General features: G+C 51.4%; 15 protein-coding genes. 10 read left to right on the top strand and 5 right to left on the bottom strand.

The window, feature by feature from the left end; translation table 11 throughout:
- The first annotated feature begins 117 nt into the window (after window positions 1-117).
- From ACYVJQ_RS06245 to ACYVJQ_RS06235, 3 genes are all read left to right on the top strand, one after another.
- Window positions 118-921 (top strand): hypothetical protein, encoded by an 804-nt coding sequence (locus ACYVJQ_RS06245; protein ID WP_460892208.1) that lies wholly within the window; start codon window positions 118-120, stop codon window positions 919-921.
- A 244-nt stretch (window positions 922-1,165) separates the two neighbouring features.
- Window positions 1,166-1,612, top strand: a complete 447-nt coding sequence (locus tag ACYVJQ_RS06240; RefSeq protein WP_460892207.1) for an SRPBCC family protein — start codon at window positions 1,166-1,168, stop codon at window positions 1,610-1,612.
- 215 nt (window positions 1,613-1,827) lie between these two features.
- A complete protein-coding gene (locus ACYVJQ_RS06235; protein ID WP_460892206.1) occupies window positions 1,828-2,175 on the top strand; it encodes a hypothetical protein in 348 nt (115 codons plus the stop codon).
- A 249-nt stretch (window positions 2,176-2,424) separates the two neighbouring features.
- Here ACYVJQ_RS06235 and nadB read toward each other — a convergent pair whose 3' ends face one another.
- Window positions 2,425-3,999, bottom strand: coding sequence for an L-aspartate oxidase (gene nadB, locus ACYVJQ_RS06230; RefSeq protein ID WP_460892205.1), 1,575 nt, complete (start codon window positions 3,997-3,999; stop codon window positions 2,425-2,427).
- A gap of 63 nt (window positions 4,000-4,062) precedes the next feature.
- A complete protein-coding gene (nadA, locus tag ACYVJQ_RS06225; protein ID WP_460892204.1) occupies window positions 4,063-5,049 on the bottom strand; it encodes a quinolinate synthase NadA in 987 nt (328 codons plus the stop codon).
- A gap of 285 nt (window positions 5,050-5,334) precedes the next feature.
- Here nadA and ACYVJQ_RS06220 point away from each other — a divergent pair, with 285 nt between their 5' ends.
- A complete protein-coding gene (locus ACYVJQ_RS06220) occupies window positions 5,335-6,030 on the top strand; it encodes a hypothetical protein (protein ID WP_460892203.1) in 696 nt (231 codons plus the stop codon).
- A 190-nt stretch (window positions 6,031-6,220) separates the two neighbouring features.
- Here the strand turns inward: ACYVJQ_RS06220 and ACYVJQ_RS06215 are convergent, their stop codons facing one another.
- From ACYVJQ_RS06215 to ACYVJQ_RS06205, 3 genes are all read right to left on the bottom strand, one after another.
- Window positions 6,221-6,754: a GAF domain-containing protein gene (locus ACYVJQ_RS06215; protein ID WP_460892202.1), complete on the bottom strand. Its 534-nt coding sequence runs from the start codon at window positions 6,752-6,754 to the stop codon at window positions 6,221-6,223.
- A gap of 248 nt (window positions 6,755-7,002) precedes the next feature.
- Window positions 7,003-7,539 carry a YceI family protein gene (locus tag ACYVJQ_RS06210; protein WP_460892201.1) on the bottom strand — a complete coding sequence of 179 codons (537 nt, stop codon included), beginning with the start codon at window positions 7,537-7,539 and terminating at the stop codon, window positions 7,003-7,005.
- 242 nt (window positions 7,540-7,781) lie between these two features.
- The gene (locus ACYVJQ_RS06205) at window positions 7,782-9,938 is read right to left on the bottom strand and encodes an FUSC family membrane protein (RefSeq protein WP_460892200.1); all 2,157 of its coding nucleotides are present in this window, start codon (window positions 9,936-9,938) and stop codon (window positions 7,782-7,784) included.
- Between the two features lie 946 nt (window positions 9,939-10,884).
- Here ACYVJQ_RS06205 and ACYVJQ_RS06200 point away from each other — a divergent pair.
- From ACYVJQ_RS06200 to ACYVJQ_RS06175, 6 genes are all read left to right on the top strand, one after another.
- Window positions 10,885-11,865 carry a YpdA family putative bacillithiol disulfide reductase gene (locus ACYVJQ_RS06200; RefSeq protein WP_460892199.1) on the top strand — a complete coding sequence of 327 codons (981 nt, stop codon included), beginning with the start codon at window positions 10,885-10,887 and terminating at the stop codon, window positions 11,863-11,865.
- A gap of 247 nt (window positions 11,866-12,112) precedes the next feature.
- Window positions 12,113-12,682 (top strand): TetR/AcrR family transcriptional regulator, encoded by a 570-nt coding sequence (locus ACYVJQ_RS06195; protein ID WP_460892198.1) that lies wholly within the window; start codon window positions 12,113-12,115, stop codon window positions 12,680-12,682.
- 45 nt (window positions 12,683-12,727) lie between these two features.
- Complete coding sequence (locus ACYVJQ_RS06190) at window positions 12,728-14,059, top strand: TolC family protein (RefSeq protein WP_460892197.1); 1,332 nt, start codon at window positions 12,728-12,730, stop codon at window positions 14,057-14,059.
- A gap of 16 nt (window positions 14,060-14,075) precedes the next feature.
- Window positions 14,076-15,221 (top strand): efflux RND transporter periplasmic adaptor subunit, encoded by a 1,146-nt coding sequence (locus ACYVJQ_RS06185; RefSeq protein ID WP_460892196.1) that lies wholly within the window; start codon window positions 14,076-14,078, stop codon window positions 15,219-15,221.
- A gap of 33 nt (window positions 15,222-15,254) precedes the next feature.
- Complete coding sequence (locus tag ACYVJQ_RS06180) at window positions 15,255-18,425, top strand: efflux RND transporter permease subunit (RefSeq protein ID WP_460892195.1); 3,171 nt, start codon at window positions 15,255-15,257, stop codon at window positions 18,423-18,425.
- 74 nt (window positions 18,426-18,499) lie between these two features.
- Window positions 18,500-18,985, top strand: a complete 486-nt coding sequence (locus tag ACYVJQ_RS06175) for a hypothetical protein (RefSeq protein ID WP_460892194.1) — start codon at window positions 18,500-18,502, stop codon at window positions 18,983-18,985.
- Window positions 18,986-19,213 lie beyond the last annotated feature (228 nt).

Here is a 19,213-nt window from a genome sequence, read left to right as displayed (position 1 = left end):
CGGCTTGTTTTCAGCGTTCTACCTGGCCGGGGTAAATTAAAAGTATTCAGGCGGAGGGCAACTCTCATTTCCTTCTTACCCAGAGTGGGGTATACCTGGAAATGCCTATATTAGAAAATGCAAAAACGGATTCTCGGTTTTGGTCTTTGCCTGGTAGCCTGGCTTTGGACCACCCCAGGGCTAAGCCAGCAAGTCGCGAAGACTTTGGTCCTCCAGAAAAACCAAATCTATGAAGTGGGTCCTACCAATGCGCTGCTCCTTGACACCCTCATCATGGCCGATAACTCCTCCCTGCGCTTTCTACCTGAGGCCCAAGGAATTCTGGTGGTTAAGACTGTTATCATTGGGAAGAACTGTCTCATCAACGCCGCTGGAAAATCAGGGGCACACGGTCGCACCTCCGGCAGCACTTCTTTTGATGGGCAAAATGGGGGCAGTCTGGCTATCACCATGCATTTCTCTGCCTTGGCCAACCTCACCATTGATACCAGGGGCGGCAACGGCACCTACGGCAAAGACGGTAGAAACGGGAAAGACGGCATTCCAGAAAGAGTAACCCGAAACGTTTCCACCAACGCCCAGGGCAAACCAATCGTTACCCTCAGCGTGGAACCCGGGGTGCCGGCCATACCGGCCACTGCGGGTACAGCCGGAGGGAAAGCAGGCAAAGGGGGCGACATTGCCCTCACCTACGGCTCCTCAGATTTTATCATCAACTTTAATCACACCAAGGCCAATCACCATATTTTGCTTTTGAACGGCGGCGGCAGGCCCGGAAAACCCGGCAAACCCGGTCGTCAGGGCAGGTCATATGACAAGATGGATGTGGAGAATGCGAAAAACAACCATGCTACTCCAGAAATGGTTAGGGGGCAGGACGGCCAAGTCACGCTTACTAAGCTTCCGGGGCAGGAAAGCTAAACCGAGAGACCCTCCTTTTTCCTTTGACAACCCGGCGGAAACCTATCAGAAAGATCGCGCTGTCTTTTACTCAGATTGCACTTAATAATTGATTGAATTGCCTTCTATAAATTGGGCATCAGCCATAAGTATTTTTGAGTGTAAGACGCGCCTTCTTTCATTGTTTGGCCTATAGTAAAGTTCAAGCAGGTGATTTTCTCATTCTTGTTACAAACCAAAGTAAACCCATAATACCCCTCAAGCCATGACTCAAGATCCAGTTCAGGTAGTGCAAACGGTGAAGGCGCCCATAAATATAGTTTGGCAAGCTCTCACCCAGAAAGAACAGATGAAACAATGGTATTTTGACCTGGCTGAGTTCAGGCCCGAGGTAGGTTTTACCTTCCAGTTTATGGGTGGCACCGAGGAAAACCAATACCTTCACCTATGCGAGATTACAGAGGTGAAAGTAAACCAGAAACTGGCCCATACCTGGCGCTATGACGGCTACGAAGGCGACACACTGGTCACATTTGAACTCGTCCCGGTCACAGAACATCAAACCAGGGTAATCCTGACCCACGCCGGCCTGGAGACGTTTCCGGCGTCTAACCCTGATTTTGCCAGAAAGAACTTTGAAGCCGGCTGGAAGCACATTATAGGCGTGTCTTTGCCAGCCTATCTGGAAAATGCCCCGCCTGCGCTGGGGTAAAATTGATACTTTTCTTTGGTTAAGCTGCCTTGGCGTTACCAAAGTATAGATTCCTGCTTTGAGCCTTAGTAAAACCTTACTTTGGGCTGAACATATGGACCATTTACTCCTGCCTCATTTAGATAGTAGAGGTGCCAGAATACCAGTAAACAAACTTCGCATATAGTGCAGATAAACGTATGGTTACTTTTAGCAACTAGTTAGCCCTTATTTTAATGAAACTGACAGATATAAATACTTTACTAAAAGAACACTCAAGAGTATTTGACTTGGCAAACATAGCCGAAGAGCATTGTAAAAGGCTTTTAGAGGAAAAAACAACGGATAGCCAAAGTGAGTGGAATGAGTTCGGATTGAATAATCTAATTTTTCGACTGATTGAGCAAGTATTTGTATTCAACCACAATTTAAGACCGACTCCACACATTAGAACCAGGATCGGAATTTACATTAATGACCCCGACAAAATTCATTTCATGGACTTAGAGCCCGTAGGTTACTACCAACTCGACAGTGCCGAAGACGGGGAGATAATTGATGATTGGATTGTTTATGAAAAGTAAAATGAATTTAGAATTACCTAAAGAAAAACTAGGGCTAACAAGGTATAAACATCATGCCACGGCCGACGGCCTAGCACGTTGTTTACACGAGACCGTTAGAGAACCTTCCTCAAAGCTAAGTCTATTCCTGCTTTAAGCCTGTTTTTGCAAAATCAGGCTTAAAACGTCAGAACCCCGGTCTCTCTTTGACCAGAGAAACCGGGGTTCTGCCGTTTTAAGGAGTCCCTTATGACTAAACGGTATTGTTCGTTAGGCCGTTTCCAGCAAAGGAGCACTTACCTCAGAATCGGGGGCCAGATAGTGCAGACCTACAGACTCTTTTCTGTTGAGGGCACCCTCTACCACCAACAGCGCCACCGTGAGCAGGTTATCCAGCTCACAGAGCTGCAGAGACAAAGGAGACAAGCCCACCAACATCTCCACTTCATCTTTTAACTCCTGAAGCCGGCTACGCAGGGTTAGTAACTCCTGGCCCGACCTAAAAATTCCGGCATGGCTACTCATGAGCGTCTGCACTTCTTCACGCAGCCAGTCTAGTTGGGCCGGGTTTTCTGGGGGGCGCACCGGCAGGGCTACCCAAACCGGCACAACATCAACCAGATCAATGCCGGCTAACTTCTGCAGCGTGTCTTCGCAGGCCCGGTGGGCAAACACTAAAGCCTCTAGCAAGGAGTTAGAGGCCAGGCGGTTGGCACCGTGCAAGCCGGTTGAAGCACATTCGCCGCAGGCATACAGGTTCTCAATGGTGGTTCTGGCCTGGGCATCTACTTTTATGCCGCCACAGAAATAGTGCGCCGCGGGCACCACGGGCACCAGATCATGCGCCGGGTCAAGGCCTATGCTTTTACACTTTTGGGTAATGAACGGGAAATGCGCCTGAAAGCCCTCGGGGTCCAGGTGGGTCACGTCAAGGAACATGCTGTGGGCGGCTTCTTTCTTCATTTCGGCCTCAATGGCGCGGGCCACAATATCCCTGGAGGCCAGCGAACCGCGCGGGTCATAGTCTTCCATGAAAGCCCGACCGGCCGTGTTTCTGAGTATGCCGCCGTACCCCCGCACCGCCTCAGACACCAGGAAAGAGGGTTTCTGGCCGGGGTTAAACAGGGCCGTGGGGTGGAACTGCACAAATTCCATGTTCTCAATGGCAGCCCCTGCCCTGCTGGCCATGGCCACGCCATCGCCGGTGGCAATAACGGGATTGGTAGTGGCATGGTACACCTGGCCGGCACCTCCGGTAGCCAATAACGTTACCCGGGCGGTTACTTTCAATAATTGCTGGGCCTTTAGGTCTAATAGCAAGGCGCCCCGGCAGGTGCCCCCGCTGGCTTCTGTGCCATCTGTGATCAGGTCAATGGCGAAATGGTGGGTAAGTACCTCTATGTTGGGCCGCTGCTTTATTTGCTGGCTCAGGGCCTTTTCCAGGGACACGCCGGTTTGGTCCTTGCAATGCAGGATGCGGTTTTCGGAGTGCCCTCCCTCTTTACACAGGTGGAAATCGCCGCCGGCGTTGAGGTCAAAGGTCACGCCCCAGGCCACAAGGTCCGCAATGCGGTCTGGGGCTTCTTTTACCACCAGGTCTACCACGGTAGGGTCACAAAGCCAGGCCCCCGCCTCCATGGTATCTTGTATGTGTTTCTGGAAAGAATCGGTGGCCAGATCCAGTACGGCGGCAATGCCCCCCTGGGCGAAGCTGGTATTCGTCTCCAGCAACCCAGCCTTGGCGGCCACCAGAATCTTTCTGTCTGGCAGTTGGTCTGCTACTTTTATGGCATAACTTAAACCGGCTATTCCAGACCCAATCACCAATACATCTACTTCTTTCATCTCTTACAACCTTTTAAGATTTGTCTGGCTATTCTGCGGTTTCTACAGGTCTTTCTGTTCTTTTCAGGAAAGCTCCAGCATGCGCTGAATAGGGGCCAGGGCTTTCAGGCGCAGGTCTTCACTTAGTTCAATGGCCGGCGATTCATTCAATAAGCACAGGTATAGTTTCTCCAGGGTGTTCAGGCGCATGTAAGGGCATTCGCCGCAGGCACATTCAGTATAGGTAACCAAAGGGGCCGGCAGGAACAGCTTTTCTGGCGAGGCCTTGCGCATTTGGTGCAGAATGCCTTCCTCGGTGACCACAATGTAGGTAGAGGACTCGTCTTTCTGACTGAAGTCCAGCATCTTGGCTGTAGAGTCTACGTAGTCTGCTATTTCCAGAATGGCATGGCTGCACTCTGGGTGGGCCAGGATTTTGGCCTGTGGGTGCTCTTGCTGCAAGGCTTTGATTTTGTCAAGGGAGAAGGAATCATGCACAATGCAGGCGCCGTCCCAGAGCACCAGATCACGGCCGGTCACTTTCTTGAGGTAGCGGCCCAGGTTCACGTCTGGCGCAAAGATGATGGGCGTTTCCAGCGGAATTGAGTCAATGATCTTTTTGGCGTTGGAGGAAGTACAGATGATGTCACTAAGGGCTTTGATCTGGGCCGTGCAGTTCACGTAACTCACCACCACGTGGCCCGGGTGCGCCTCCTTGAACTTGCGAAAAGCGTCTTCGGGGCAAGAATCTGCTAAGGAGCAGCCCGCATCAAGGTCTGGGAGCAACACCTTTTTCTGCGGAGACAGGATTTTGGCGGTTTCGGCCATGAAATGCACCCCGGCAAACACAATCACGTCGGCTTGGGTCTGAGCCGCCTGCTGCGAGAGGCCCAGGCTATCACCCACAAAGTCTGCTATCTCCTGAATCTTCCATTCCTGGTAATAATGCGCCAGGATAACGGCGTTTTTCTCTTTTTTAAGCCGAAGAATCTCTTCTTTGAGTTCCTGGTCAGTGAGGTTGGTGACGGGTAACGTTCTTTTATATTTTTCCTGTAATTCAGTTATGGTCATGATGTGGGGTCCTAATAAGAGATACGCCGGTCCTTTTCTTCCTAAAAAGGAAAAGGTCTGACGCTACAAAGAGAAACTTTCTGCCGGAGAAGAAATATGATAAATATCATTCCCGTATATGACGCCGCTACCATAACCAAAAGCCAGGAAACCGTTTTGGGCCTGTTTTTTAAAAAACGGCCCAAAAACGCACTTGCCCTGAACCAGATCTGCCAGAACCATAGAAAACCTGCGGATGATTTGTGAGGATATTAGTTATCTTACTGGTACTGATACCACAAGACTATGAAAAGGACTGGTTTGACATTTATGCTGGCTCTGCTGCTGTTTGTACCTAACAGGGTATTCAGCCAGGACCATCTCCAGGAGCCGGCGGTAGAAAGGATGAGAGTGCACCTGGCACCTTTGAATTTCTTTGACCCTGTTACGGCAGTACTGCAGGTGGGTGCTCAGAAGCAGTTAAGTGATCGCTTTTCTTTATCCCTTGATCATGGGTTTAAGTCTTTTGCCGTGAAGAAACTCATGGAACGGGAAAACGAGCGGCAAAACCAACGCTACTCCAAAACCAAGGTTGAGATTAAGTATTTTCTGGGCAGACAAAACCAGGCTACTTTGTCCCGGGTGTTCCCCTACCTTTCTGTGGAAGGCATGTATTTCCCGCAGGAGTACAGCAAGGAGAACGATTGGATTCACAAAGAATCTGCCTCTTATATGTATGCGTATTCCTACATTAACAGAAAGGTGTGGGTAGCCAGCCTCAAATACGGGAAAGAGACCAGGTACAGAAAAGTAGTGATAGACAAATTCATAGGCATTGGCGTGAGGTACATGTCCATCAGGCACCGCCAAACCACAGGTGAAGTAGAGGGTATCTATGATGAACCTACAGATATCAGTTTCCCGCCCATTGATAGACAAGAAGGTACCTTTTGGCGGCCCCATATCTCTTTGGGCGTAAAGTTTGGGCTTCCGTTTCAATAATCCCCAACCGTAAACTTCTTCCCATAATACCCGGTAAAACTCCTCCTGTTTTAAAGCTGTTTTCAGGAAAACAGGCCCAAAACGCATCTAGGCCTGGTCACCCCACCTCTTTTTTATTTCCGCTATTAGGCAAAGCCTGTCTCCCAAAAACCGGTTTGCTTCTCACTCAACCCAGCCTTACGTTGGGTACTTAATTGGTTTTATTTTCCAGGTATAGCTTACATTTCCAGAGTTCCAGTTCATCCATCACCAATTTGGCCATGTATTCCAGGGTAATCTGGTCTTCTGGGGTAAATTCACGGGCTACTTTGTCTACCAGGCAGACAGAACCCAGGTTAAATCCATCATGGGTGCGCAGCGGAACCGCGGCGTAAAACCTAAGCCCGAACTCACCGGCCACTAAAGGATTGGCCAACAGGCACTTTTCCTCCAATGCATTCCTGAAAACGGTGGCATCATCATTAAGGATGGAAAGTGAACATAGACTAACGCCCCGGTCTACCCCTTTTATGCCTTCCATGCCCACATTTCCTTTAAACCAGACTTTACCGCTGTCTACAAAAGAGACCAGGGCAATAGGAACTTTGAAAATATGGGCGGCCAGGGCAGCAATATGCTTGAAGGTACCTTCTGTCTCTGACTCTATAATCTGGTAATTGTATAACTTATTTAATCTATCTGTTTCATTATCAGGGATAATGTCTATACCAAAAGAATTATTCATATAGGGGAAACCACGCTTACTCTGTTGAACTTTCTGCCTCTTAAAATACTATCTCACACACTAAACTGTATCATTACGCATATAGTATCCCAAGGTTAAGGATTTTATCAAATAAACACAATACCAATGTTTTCATAGATTAATACAAATTACCGTACAATTCTTAAAAGAGGCTTCTTAGATCTTAAAAATAAGAAAGCCCAACACCAAAAAAGGTGCCGGGCTTTTGTTATGGAGCAAAAAGGTGGTTAAGCCTGTTTCACCAATTGGATCTCGGCCAGGAGCCGGATATCATCACTTACCACCACGCTGCCGGCCTCAGTTACGGCGTTCCAGGTGAGGCCAAATTCTTTGCGGCTAATCTTGCCTGACACAGTAAAGCCGGCCTTGGTCTGACCATAAGGGTCTACCACAATGCCGCCAAACTCCACATCAACGGTAACAGGTTTGGTAGTGCCTCTAATGGTAAGGTCACCGTGTAGTTTGGCAGACTCTTGTCCGGTCTTCTCGTAGCGTTTTCCCTCAAACTTAATCTCCCCATGGTTGTCAGAATCAAAGAAATCTGCCGATTTCAGGTGCGTGTCCCGTTGTTCATTGTTGGTATCAATAGAATCCACGTCGGCGGTGAACAGAATGCGGGAGGCCGTGGAGAAATCATCATTTTCTGTTTCCACCTCCAGGTTGAATTTCTTGAAATAACCCGTTACGGTAGTGATCATCAAGTGCTTTACCTTGAACTGAACTTCACTGTGGGTGGGGTCTACTGCCCATTTTACATTTGCCATAGTTTTGAGATTTGGGATTAAGGTTACTTCGCCCTGAAGCTAGCTTTTATACGCAGGCCTCTTGGGCTAGTTCAGGCTGCGGCAGCCAATTTAATGTACCTACATAATAAAAGTATAACCCACAATTTTCAAAACTCACTACATTACAATCCGCTTCTCTTTCCCGAAGTGCCCTTCCGCCAACCTGCAGTAAATATCCCCTGGCACAGGAAACGGATTTGCTTGTACTAACATGCCATTTTTTACTCCTTAAGGGTGATGGGCCCGGTGGGGTTCAGCTTCAGAATATCTGCGCATACTTTCCGTATGAATTCCAATTGCTCGGCCAGCAGCTGCTCCTCTTTTGACAACGGAGTCGGTACAGTGGTTTCTGGTTGAGGCGCTGTTTCCTGCACTGAATACTCAAACGCCGGGTCCAGTTGCCGGATGGCCTCTACCAGCGAGTGAATGGCCCGGCGCACTGACTTTAAAAACACCCGGGGCTGCAGCACTGGGGTTAATTTCTTTTTGTCTGAGGCAATGGTGGCAATATAAGAGGACAGCACATGGTTCAGGACCACGAACTCATACACCAGCTTGCTGTTCAACTGCTTGCTTTTGGGCTCCCCCACCATGCGCTGGAAGGCCGCCGACAGGTTGGCTGCCTGTACATACACCTCTTTGCGAGCCAGTTTATACTGCAGCTCGGTGACGGTTTTCCCGGCCAGGCCGTCTGCCAGCACCTGCAGGTACTTCAGGTTGGCCTTGAGTACCCCCACCTGAAACTTGCCCAGGTGCTCAGACTCCCAGTTAGGGAAAATAAGATAGGTGGCCGCAAACGCGATTCCGCAGCCCACTACCGTGTCTACTACCCGCTCTTCCAGCAGGGCAAAGCCGCCACCGCCCAGAAACTTGAAAAGGATAAGCATGAAGGGAGTCATGAGCACTACGCTCAGCACGTAATTGACCCGCTGCACACTGTAAAATCCGGTCATGAACACCAGCAGGAAAAGGAACAACACCGTGTCATTCTTCACTAGATACAGCACCGCCAACCCTAGCACTCCGCCCACCAATGTGCCTATGACGCGCTGGTAATTGCGTTGCTTGGTTAGGCTGAAGGCCGGCTTGAGAATAAAGACCACCGTGAGCAGCACCCAATAACTGTGCTGCCCGTATGGCACCAATTTAGTGAGCGTGTAAGCAAACAAAGCCACCAGCGCCACCCTTACTGAAAACCGGAAGATAGAGGAGTTGAGCGTGAGGTTGTTCAGGAAAATACCAGGGTCCAGCTTTTGCCGGGTCACAAACAGCCCAAACTCAAGCCCCCGCTCCTTGCTTATCTTCTGCGCGTCTTTGGCGTGGGCGTAAGACAGAATATCGGCTAGCCGCTGCGCGATGACCCGTAGGTTGATATAAATCTTCTTAAGCACCAGCGTGCTTTCCCCGGGCTCTTGCCGGGCCACCGCGTCCAGGTAGGTTTTGAGTTCTTCCAGTTGCTGGGTGAGGTGCACCTGGGAGGTGGGCCGCAGGTTGCCCTGAATGGCAAGCCCCATGTTATCCAGTTCTTGGGCCAGCAGGTCAATGACCCCAGAAATCCTGTCCAGGACGCCGGTAGGCCCAAACTTTTCCCGGATGGTGGTATAATCATAGTGAATGGCGGTGATCTGCTCGTATAAATCCACCAGGTCTACAAAAGTCATCACCAGGCCCCGACCAGTATCTGTAGATTCACGCACAATCTGCCGGCTCTTGAACAGTAGCTCCCGAACGGCATCCTGCTTTTCGCTCACCACTATCTGCTGCGTTACCAGCCGCCGGTATTCGTCTTCCAGGTTGGCCTGCGGGCGGTAAAACGATGCCTTGATGCTGAGAAACCTGGCCACTTCCCGTATACATTCCCCCAAAGCTTGCTGGGCGGGCCGGTAGGGCATCATTTGGAATGATAGCAGACTGAGCAGCAGGTACCATACCCCGCCCACCATGATTAGTAACCCGTAGCCAAACACCTGGTCTGGGGCCATTTCATGGTCCATGGTCAGGATAAGGACCAGAAGGGCCGCCAACCCGATAAGCGAGGCCCGCATGCCATACACCTGCAACATGGAGCAGCAGAAACTCAATACCAGAATTTCCAGGCCCAGCGTAACCGCGTTCATGCGCGCAAACCCCGTTAGTACCGCTACCACGGTACAGAGGGCAATACAAGCCAGCATGCCGTTCCGTTTGTGCACCACCGGCCCCGGCGAATCTGCCAAGCTGGCCCCAATGGCCCCCAATGACATAGCAATTCCCCAAGGTAGATGCCCCAAGTAGGCCATCCCCAAAGAAGGAATCAGGACCCCAATGGTTGTCCGGATGCCGTCATAAAAATTCTGACTGTAGAAGAAAGACCGAAGCTCTCTTGCCTTATTGTTCATGCCCCTGCTGTACGAAAAATTTGAAGATAGGCTTAATCCGTTTTAGGCCTGTTTTTAGAAAAACAGGCTCAAAACAGCTTAGAACGCCAAAAACCCTACCCTGATTATCAATTTGAACGACGCCCCGGCCTTAACACCCGATACCACAAAGATAGAACCCAACCTCTCTTTGAGCCTGTTTTCTAAAAAACACCCTCAAAACACAAAGGACAATTGCCTGCTCCCTGCCAAAGAAGGCAAGGGGTTAAGGGGAAAAAGTTGCCAGGTAGAAGAGGCTCCCTCATACAACCGCTGCCCCAGTCATACTCCTTCAACAGGGTACAATATTTGGGTGATACTTTTGCCTAAGGGAAGTTGGGAACTTGAAATATGGGATGTTTTCTCCTGTGTAAACACCCCCCTTCGCCCCCCTCAAGGGGGGAGTCTGCGCTTTAGTAACCGGTATATAGAATTGTTGGGCAGAATTGCGTTTTGAGCCTGTTTTTGGAAAAACGTGCCTAAAACGCGACAACCTAAAGCTGACAATGAATAACAGTATATCCACGCATTTCCCAGTTCCAGTCTTTACTTCGAGCGCCTCGCTTGTTGCCCTGCAATGGCTTAACTAAGAGAGAACTGCAACCCGGCCGCAAGGGCAGTGCGAGGGGGAAAGACGGGGCCCCACGGCCGTGAGCGCTCGGAGGGAAACCATGAAACAATCAAGCATAAGGACTTAAGGCGACAGCGCTCACCACGCCAGCAGGAAGCGGGAAGGCGTGCACAAGTTTATAGCAAGAGAGAGGGAGTCTTAGTTGTCGGTGAGGACACCAACAACGGCGGGAAGGCGATCTTGGCCGTTGGCCCCTAGGAACACCAACGGCGTCAGGAAAAAGCAAATCACATTATAAGCGAAAGCAAAACCACCCACTTCCTTACCTTCCACCAGTAGCTTTCGTAGATTTGCGGTATGAGTAGCAGTGAAGGAGTAGATATAGTGATCATTGGGGCCGGGCCCATCGGCTTGGCCTGTGGTATTGAGGCGCAGCAGGCAGGATTGACGTATGTGATCCTAGAGAAAGGCTGCCTGGTGAACTCGCTCTACAACTATCCGCAGACCATGACCTTCTTCTCTACCTCAGAGAAGTTGGAAATTGGCGGCGTACCCTTTATCTCAGATAATCCCAAACCGCGCCGCGCCGAGGCCCTTGAATATTACCGGCGTGTCACCCTTAAATTCAACCTGAACGTGCAGCTGTTTGAGGAGGTACAACACGTAGAAAAGCTGGAGGAGAAATTTTTAGTGCAGACCTCCAAAGGTACTTACCAGGCCAAAAACGTCATTGTCTCTACCGGTTTCTATGACCTACCCGCGCTCATGGACATCCCCGGCGAAGAATTGCCTCAGGTGACGCATTATTACCAGGACCCGCATTATTACGCCCTGCAAAAAGTAGTAGTGGTGGGTGCCAGCAATTCATCTGTAGACGCCGCGCTGGAGACGTACCGCAAAGGCGCCCAGGTGACCATGGTGGTGCGGGGCCCGGAAATTGGCAGGCGAGTAAAGTACTGGGTGCGCCCTGACATTGAGAACCGCATCAAAGAAGGCAGCATTCAGGCCTACTTCAATTCCAGCCTCACGGCCGTCAGGCCCGGCGAGGTAGACATTCAGACCCCTGAAGGGCCAATCACCCTGGCCAATGATTTTGTGCTGGCGCTCACCGGGTACAAGCCCAATTTTGAGTTGCTGCGCAGGTTTGGCGTACAACTGTCTGCAGATGACAAGCTGTACCCCCAGCACAACCCCGCCACCATGGAAACCAATCAACCTGGCCTCTACCTGGCTGGCGTGGTCTGCGGCGGAATGGATACGCATTTGTGGTTCATTGAGAATTCCCGAGACCATGCCCCTAAAATCATCCAGCATATTCTGGCCCAGAGGTCGAGGTAAGAATTCCGTTTCAGGGGTGTTTTTACAAAAACACCCCTGAAACGGCGCGGGCTTTTCAATGGGTTTCCCAAAAGAAACCACCCCGCTCCCTCCTTTTGCAATCACCTAAATGCCAGCCGCTTGCATACCTTATTTTTGGTGCCAGGGATTTTCTCCCTTCTTTTAAAGGCATTTTCAACTGGCCTGTCCTGATTTTTAGCCCTTACTTTGCCTCCCGAATGAACGTTCAATAGAACCAAAAAAGCTGGTGGAGAATTTAGCGGAGAAGAAAAAAGCGATTCTGGAGAGTACCCTCAAACTGATTAAAGAGAACGGGTTTCATGGCACGCCCATGAGCATGGTGGCCAAGGAGGCAGGCGTGGCGGCCGGTACCATTTACCATTACTTTGACAGCAAAGACACGCTCATGCTGGAGCTGTATGCCTATGTGCAGCGCCAGATGCAGAAAACCCTGCAGCAAGACCTTAAAACCGAACTTGATTTTAAGGAGAGCTTTTTCCGGCGCTGGACCAACCGCTGCCAGTTTTACATAGCCCACCCGGCGGTGTTGTTCTTTCTGGAGCAGTTTGTGAATTCGCCTTACTACCCGCGCTGCACCCAGCAAAATGAGCAGTTCCAGAACGAGATTCAGGAGTTCATTGAGAAGGGCAACCAATTCGGCATCCTCAGAGACGTCTCACCCCAACTACTTTCCATTATGATCCATAGCAGCATCATGACGGCAGCCAAGGTGCACCTCACCGGAAAAGCGCACCTCACAGACAAAGAATTTACGCAATTGGCACAGATGATTTGGGACAGCGTCCGTAAACTCTAACCATCTCCCGGCCAAACACTTATTGCTTACCCTTTCCCCGTACATATGAAAAAAACTACTTATCTGAAGACTTTGCTGCTGAGCTGCCTCTTGGCTCCGCTGGCAGGAAAGGCCCAGGTGACTCAAGACAGTACCGCACAGCGGCTAACGTTGCAGGAATGCGTAGAGTATGCCCTCAAAAACCAGGCAGAGGTGCAGCAGGCGCAATTGCAGGAGGAAATCGGCGAAAGCCAGATTAAGGCGCAGCTGGCTGGCTGGTTGCCGCAGGTATCTGCTAATTACGCCTTGTCGCATAACATCAAGCGGCAGCAGAGCGTGTTTGGGGACCAGGTAGTGACCCTGGGGCAGAAATATACCTCTAACATTAACTTTCAGGCCAACCAAACCTTGTACAGCAATGACCTATTGCTGGCCTCCAGGGCCGCCCGCTTCACCCGCCTCGCTTTGGACCAAAGCACCCAGGCCACCAAAATAAATACCGTGGTAGAGGTGAGCAAGGCGTTTTACAACATTCTGCTCAGCCAGGAACAGTTGCGCATTCTGCAGGAGAACATTCAGCGCCAGGAAAAACAGTACAAAGACGCCAGGGCCCAATATGAGCAGGGCCTGGTAGATAAAACCGACTACCAACGCGCCTCTATCACCCTAAACAGCATTAAAGCTGACCGCAAGAGAACCCAGGAGGCCATCAAGGCCAGCACCGCCGTGCTGCAGGAACTGATGGGTTTACCTCTGGGCCAGCCTCTCACCCTCGCCTATGACTACCAGCAGATGCAGCAGAACATTTACCTGGACACTACGCAGCAGGTCACCTTTGCCAACAGGGTAGAGTACCAGCAGATCCAGAACCAGCGCCAGATCCAGGGCCTGAATACGCGCTACTACCGTTGGGCCTTCCTGCCCACCGCCTCGGTGTTTGCCAACTACAACCCTACCTTCTTCAGCTCCAGCTTTTCAGACCTCTACCGCCAATCCTACCCTACCTCGGCGGTGGGCCTGCAGGTAGGCATCCCGCTTTTCCAGGGTGGCAGAAGGCTGCAGAACGTGCGCATCTCCCAGCTGCAGGAACAAAGCCTTGACGTGGAATTACTGGGTGTGCAACGCCGCATCAATACCGAATACCAGCGTGCCCTGGCCAACTACAAGAGTGATTTCCAGGACTGGCTCACCTTGCAGGAAAATGTAAAATTAGCCGAGGAAGTCTATAACATCCTTAAGCTGCAGTACAACGAAGGCATTAAAACCTATCTGGACCTGATTATTGCGGAGACCGATCTGCGCACCGCGCAACTCAATTATTACAACGCCCTGTACAACGTGCTGGCCAGTAAACTAGATGTTCAACGTGCCCTAGGCACTATTGCTGTCAATGAATAAGCCGAAACCCACCCATATGAAAAAAAATCTTTCTCCCCTGGCCTTTGCCTTCTTCGCCTCTGCCCTGCTCTTTTCTTCCTGCGGAAAGAAGGAGGCTGGCGGTCCTAACCCCATGGCGGCGGGCCCCGTGCCTGTGAATACGTACACCGTGACCCAGGAGCACGTGGTGGGCACTGACACCTACCCCGGCACGGTGGTGCCCTTAAGCGAGGTGGAACTTCGCCCGCAGGTAAGTGGCTACATTACCCAGATATTTGTGAAAGACGGCCAACGCGTGACCAAAGGCCAGAAGCTGTATGAGATTGACCGCACCAAGTACCAGGCCGCCTATAACCAGGCCCAGGCGCAGGTGCGCAGCGCCCAGGCCAATTTAAACCGGGTGCAGAAAGACCTGGAACGCTATGAGAACCTGGCCAAGCAAGACGCCATTGCCCGCCAGCGCGTAGACTACGCCCGCGCCGATGTGGAGACTGCCCGTGCCCAGGTAGCCGTAGCCCGCTCCCAGGTGGCCAGCGCCTCTACAGACCTGGGGTATTCCATCATCAACGCGCCCTTCTCTGGCACCATTGGCATCTCGCAGGTGCGCATAGGGTCACAGGTGAGCCCGGGCCAGACGCTGCTGAATACCATCTCCTCAGATGGCCCCACCGCCGTAGATTTTGTGATCAATGAGGCTGAACTGCCCCGTTTTACGCGCCTGCAGAAAGGCCCCCAGCCAGATTCCCTTTTCACGCTAACCTTTTCAGATGGCTCTAAATACCAGCACGTTGGCAAGTTGAGCGCTATTGACCGGGCCATTGGCAACCAGACGGGTACCATTACCGTGCGCGTGAGTTTCCCCAACCCTGACCGCCAGTTGGTGTCTGGCATGACCGTAAGCGTGAATGTGCTCAACCAGGACATAGGCCAGCAAGTGACGCTGCCTTACAAAGCCGTGACGGAGCAGCTAGGCGAATACTTTGTCTATGTGGTGCAGGGAGACTCGGTGCAACAGCAGAACATCAAGCTGGGCACCAGGTTCCAGGACAAGATTGTGGCCCGCAAGGGGTTAAACCCCGGTCAGGTGATTGTAGTGGAAGGAATTCAGAAACTGCGCCAGGGAGCAAAAGTGCAGGTGGGTGCCCCAGCCGCAGGAAACGCCCCGGCCGCCGGTGCCCGCTAAATTCATTCTTAAAAGAGCTTTTTCAGGAAGAGTATGATATCAGAAGTATTTATAAGAAGGCCCGTTACCTCCATTGTCATTTCCATAGTGATTGTGTTGGTAGGTACGCTGGCCATGTTAAGCTTGCCCGTCACCCAGTACCCAGACATCTCACCGCCCACTGTATCTGTATCGGCTAACTATACCGGCGCCGATGCCCAGACGGTGGAGCAGACGGTGGCCACGCCCATTGAAACCCAGATCAACGGTACGCCGGGCATGGCTTATCTGACCTCTACCAATACCAGTACCGGCCAGATGAACATGACCGTGACCTTTGAAGTAGGCACGGACATTAACATTGCCACCCTGGACGTGCAGAACCGTGCCAGCGTGGCAGAGCCCAGCCTGCCCGAAGAGGTTCGCCGCCTTGGCGTGACCGTACGCAAGCGGAACCCCAGTATTTTAATGGTGGTAGGCATTTACTCCCCTAAGAAAACCCATGACATCCAGTACCTGGACAACTACACCAACATCTATGTAAAGGATGCCTTGCTGCGGGTGAAGGGTGTGGGTGACGTGACCGCCATTGGCCAGGACTTCAGTATGCGTCTGTGGCTGAAGCCAGACCAACTGGCCCAGTACAACATGAACGCCAACCAGGTGGTGGCGGCCATTCAGGAACAGAACATGCAGGTAGCCGCCGGTACCGTAGGCGCCAGGCCGCAGTACAACACGCAGGCGTTTCAGTACCCTATTACCGTGAGCGGCCGCTTGTCTTCCAAAGAGCAGTTTGAGAATGTGATCATCAGGACCAACCCTGCGGATGGTTCTTTGGTGTATTTGAAAGATGTTGCCCGCGTGGAGTTCGGGCAGTTTGACTACGGCCGGCAGGCTACCATTAACGGCAAGCCGGCCGCCATGATGCTCATTTACCAGGCCCCGGGCTCTAACGCCGTAGACACGGCAGAAGGAATCTATGAGGCATTAGCCGAGATGAAGAAAACCTTCCCCGCCGATGTGGACTACATTGTCTCTTTTGAGTCTGTGACGGTGGTAGAGGTTTCCATTAAAGAGGTGGTGACCACCTTGCTGGAGGCCTTGGTGCTGGTGATTATTGTGGTTTTCCTGTTTCTGCAAAGCTGGCGGGCCACGCTGGTGCCGGTGTTAGCCATACCGGTTTCCATTATTGGTACGTTCATCTTCTTTATCCCGCTGGGCTTTACCATTAACACCTTAACTCTGTTCGGGTTTGTGCTGGCCATTGGTATTGTGGTAGATGATGCCATTGTGGTAGTGGAGGCTGTGCAGCATTACATTGACCATGAGCGCCTCTCGGCGAAGGAGGCCACCCGCAAGGCCATGAAGGACATCACGGCTCCGGTAATTGCCATTGCCTTGATTCTGGCGGCGGTATTTATTCCGGTGGGCTTTATACCGGGTATTGTGGGCCGGCTGTACCAGCAGTTTGCCATTACCATTGCCATCTCGGTATTGATCTCGGCGTTTGTGGCCTTGACCTTGACGCCGGCGCTGTGCTCCATAATGCTGCGACCCATGAACGTGAACCAGGAATCCAGGGGCCTGAACAAGTTCTTCTACCGGTTCAACAATTGGTTTGCCCGCACCACCTCTTCCTACACAACTGGGGTACGAAAAAGCATTAAGGCCGCCCCCTTGGCCTTGATCTTGCTGGCCTGTATTTACGTGGGCACCGTGGGTCTTTTCGCCACTAAACCAACTGGCTTTATTCCTACTGAGGACGAAGGGCGCCTGTTTATTTCAGTGGAATTACCAGAGGGGTCATCAGGTAACAGAACGCAGGCCATTTTGGAGCAGATGGCGGGTATCATTGGCGAAGTGAAAGCCATCAAGAATGCCACTTCCATCTCTGGATTGAACGCCATCAACTTCTCTTTTAAGTCTAACAGCGGTACCTTCTTTGTGCAGATGCACCCCTGGGATGACCGGAAGGAGGAATCCATGAAGCTGCAGGGCGTGATAGCCGAGCTGAACCAGCGGTTTGCCGTTATCAAGGAAGCGAACATCATTGTGGTGGCCCCGCCGGCTATTCCGGGCCTTGGTCAGTCGGGTGGTTTTAGTTTTGTCTTGCAGCAACGCACCGCCGGAGATATCAAGGAGATGGAAAAGGTGATGGGCCAGTTTTTAGGAGCCGCCAACCAGCGTCCCGAGATTGCCATGGCCTACAGCTTCTTCAACACGCGTACGCCGGGCTACCAGGTAGATGTGGACCGCGAGAAAGTGAAGAAACTGGGCCTCAACCTGACTGATGTTTTCTCTACCATGTCATCGTATATGGGTAGCCGGTACATCAATGACTTTACCCGCTACGGCCGTAACTTTAGGGTAGTGGCCCAGGCAGATACTGCCTACAGAATGGATATCAAATCTCTAGGCCAGTTCTATGTACTGAACCGCCAGGGAGAACCGGTACCGTTGAGCGCAGTGGTGAGTACCAAGGTTGTAGAGAATCCCGCCGTAATCTCGCATTACAACCTATTCCGGTCCATTGATATTTCTGGAAGCGCTGCCCCGGGTTATAGCAGTGGGCAAGCCCTGAAGGCCCTGGAGGAAGTGGCGGCCCAGACGCTGCCGGCCGGTTACGGCTATGACTTCTCAGGTCTGAGCCGCGAGGAGCTAGCCGCCGGCAATAGCACCATCTATATCTTTGCCTTGTCTATTGTGCTGGTGCTGCTCTTGCTAGCAGCCTTGTATGAAAGCTGGAGCGTACCGTTCTCTATTCTGTTTGCCATTCCGTTGGGCATGTTTGGAGCTATTCTGGCGCTCACTTTCCTGCCTAAACTAGATAACAACGTGTATGCCCAAATTGGGATGATCACCTTGATTGGTCTGGCCGCTAAAAACGCCATTTTGATTGTGGAGTTTGCCAAAGAGCGGGTAGACCATGGCATGGAACTGATAGAGGCCACCATAGACGCGGTACGGCTGCGCCTGCGCCCTATTATCATGACATCCCTGGCCTTTATTCTGGGGGTAGTGCCTTTGGTGCTGGCTTCCGGAGCGGGTGCCGTGTCAAGGCAGACTATTGGCTGGGTGGTGATTGGCGGTATGTTGGCCGCTACGTTCCTGGCCATCTTTATTGTGCCGGTGCTGTTTGTGGTGATCACCCGTTTGGCGTATGGCAAGAAAGGCCTAGCCGAGTTACGCGACCGCTACAAAGGCGTGGACTATGACCATGAATAGCCATCTGTAAAATTTCCTTTATAAAAGCCCTGGCCCTTTGAGCCGGGGCTTTTTACTACCTTTTTATTTCGTTTATGTCTCAAAAGAACCAACCAAAAACCCACTCAGCTTCTCCTTTGGCTAAGGTGTTGGGTATTTACCAACTGGCCGGAGGAATAGTGGGCCTGGGGCTCCTGTTCAAAATAGCTCCGCAATTACAAAGTCCTTCCACTTCCACCTGGGTTGGTATGGGCTTAGCCGCCCTGCTCTACAGTTTTTCCCTTTATTGCGGTTTCTCGCTCTTAAATAAGACAAAGGCTGCTTATAACCTCTCTTTGGCTAACCAAGTGCTGCAGGTTTTCAGCATTGGCATGGCAGGATTTGCCTATAGTTACGTGGCGGGCCTGAAGGCAGGGGTTGGTCTGTTTTTCCTGGCGGAATGGGTGTTCAAGGCTCAGTTTTCCGTGTCGTCTTTCCATTTCAGTTTGGGTAACGTGCCAGGGGCCTCCTTTGTATCTGTGAACCTGGTGGCGCTGGTGCTCATTTACCTGTTGGAACGCGCAAAAGACCAACAGAATTAAAGGAAGTTCTTAAATAGGCTGGCCATAGAGGTTACCGGAGCATTTTCCGTTTTAAAGCCGTTTTTCCAAAAACTGCCCTAAACCAGCCTGTCTCCTTTCCTAACAGGATTGCCTGAAAAGGATTTAACAAGCACCTTTTCTAAAGGAGATTACCAAGCCTCCACCCAACCAAAAAAATAAGAAGGACAGATTTTCATTTTCATATTATGCTTTCCTAATTTTTAATCC

The sequence above is a fragment of the Rufibacter soli genome (genome assembly GCF_054781795.1).
The sequence above is the reverse complement of the archived record's forward strand: the minus strand, read 5'-3'. Positions and strand labels throughout refer to the sequence as shown.